This window comes from Nocardiopsis sp. TNDT3, assembly GCF_003427465.1.
GTDB classification, from domain to species: Bacteria; Actinomycetota; Actinomycetes; order Streptosporangiales; family Streptosporangiaceae; genus Nocardiopsis; species Nocardiopsis dassonvillei.
In genome coordinates this window covers 1-1,882 of record NZ_QPFC01000824.1, presented here as the reverse complement: position 1 = coordinate 1,882, position 1,882 = coordinate 1, and the positions used below count along the sequence as shown (strand labels likewise).

Here is a 1,882-nt window from a genome sequence, read left to right as displayed (position 1 = left end):
CCCCTGTCCCGGATGCGGGGAGGAGAGGGCGCACGGCGTGCCCGCGTGGGCGTCAGCGGTCGACCGCCTCCGGGTGGGCGGCGGCCCTGACCGCCTCGCGCGCCTGTTCGGCGCTGGAGGCCGCGACCGCCAGGTCGGCCAGTCTGCGGCAGTCACTGTGGGTGTGCAGGGCCAGCGCGTGGCGCACGGCGGGCAGCGCGGGCGCGGACATCGACAGGCTGGTCGCGCCCAGTCCCACCAGCACCAGGGCCAGCAGCGGGTCGGCGGCGGCCTCGCCGCACACGCCCACCGGGCGTCCCGAGCGCTCCCCCGCGCCGCCCACGGTGCCCACCAGCTGGAGCAGCGCGGGCTGCCAGGGGTCGAGCAGGTCGGGCAGCGCGCCGAGGGTCCGGTCGGTGGCCATGGTGTACTGCGCCAGGTCGTTGGTGCCGATCGACACGAAGTCCACCCGGGACAGCAGCCGGTCGGCGAGCAGCGCCGCGCCGGGCACCTCGATCATCACGCCGACCTGGTCGATCCCGGCCTCGCGGGCGAGGGAGACGAACTCCTCCGCCTCGTCGGGCGTGGACACCATCGGCGCCATGACCCGGACCTTGGCGGAGGTCTCCCGGGTGGCGGCGGCGATGGCCTGGAGCTGGTCGGTGATCAGGTGGGGGTGCACCCGCGAGGTGCGGAAACCCCGTACGCCGAGCGCGGGGTTGTCCTCGTGGCCGGTGGACGCGAAGGCCAGGGGCTTGTCCGACCCGGCGTCCAGGGTCCGCACCGTGACCGTGCGCCCGGCGAACGCCTCGAACAGGGCCGTGTAGGAGGCGGTCTGCTCCTCGACGGTGGGCGGGTCCGAGCGCTCCAGGAAGAGGAACTCGGTGCGCAGCAGCCCCACGCCCTCGCTGTCGTGGGCACCGGCCTTCTGCGGGTCGCCCTCACCGACGTTGAGCAGCAGCGAGACCGGAACGTCGTCGGCGGTCCGGCCCGGACCGGTGGCCTCGGCCAGCAGGGCGCGCCGCCGCTCGGTGCGCTCGCGCATCCGCTCGGCGAGCTCCTCGTCGGGCTCGACCTCGACCGTTCCGGCGTCGCCGTCCACCGCCACCGGCGTCGCGTCGAGCAGTTCGGCGGCCCCCGCGCAGCCGACCACGGCCGGGATGCCGAGCGACCGGGCCAGGATGACCGTGTGGCTGGTGGGTCCGCCGTAACGCGTGACGATGGCGAGCACGCGCTCGACGTCGAGCTGCACGGTGTCGGCGGGCGCGAGGTCGTCGGCGACCAGCACGTGCGGGACGCCGGGGTCGGGCAGCCCGGGCATCGGCAGCTCCAGGAGCACGGCGGTCGCCCGGTCCCGGATGTCGGCGAGGTCGGCGGCGCGTTCGGCGAGGTAGCCGCCCGCCGCCTGGAGCAGCTCCTGGTAGGCGCCGCAGGCCGCGTGGACGGCCCAGGCCGCGGGGTCCCCGGCATCGGTGCGCTCCGCGGCGCGGCGCGCGAGTTCGGGGTCGCGGGCCATGAGCGCCTGGGCGCTCAGCACGGCCGCCGCGTCGCCCTGGAGGTCGGCGGCCTGGCTTTCGAGCAGCTCGGCCACCTGTTCCAGGGCCTGCCGTGCCCGGGCGGCCTCCTCTCCCGGGTCCACGACGGTGGGCCGCTGGTCGGGCAGGGACGGCGGCGGGGCCATCCGCGCCACCGGGCCGACTGCGGCTCCCGGGCTGGCGGGGATACCCGTCAGCCGGGTGTCACCGGCTGCGGCGGGGAGGGGTTCGGTCTTCGCCATGGTCGCTCCGTACGTCGGAAAGGGCCAGAGGGAGGGGCCACGGCCGGCGAACGGCCGTGGGAGGACTCCCGTATCCAGGAAACCCCGGGCGGGCGGGCGGCGGTAGCCCCTGTGGACAACCCGGGA

General features: G+C 76.2%; 1 protein-coding gene. It reads right to left on the bottom strand.

Annotated features, from left to right (window positions below; translation table 11 throughout):
- Positions 1 to 52: 52 nt before the first annotated feature.
- Positions 53 to 1,756 carry a phosphoenolpyruvate--protein phosphotransferase gene (gene ptsP, locus DQW06_RS20030; RefSeq protein ID WP_071622825.1) on the bottom strand — a complete coding sequence of 568 codons (1,704 nt, stop codon included), beginning with the start codon at positions 1,754 to 1,756 and terminating at the stop codon, positions 53 to 55.
- Positions 1,757 to 1,882 lie beyond the last annotated feature (126 nt).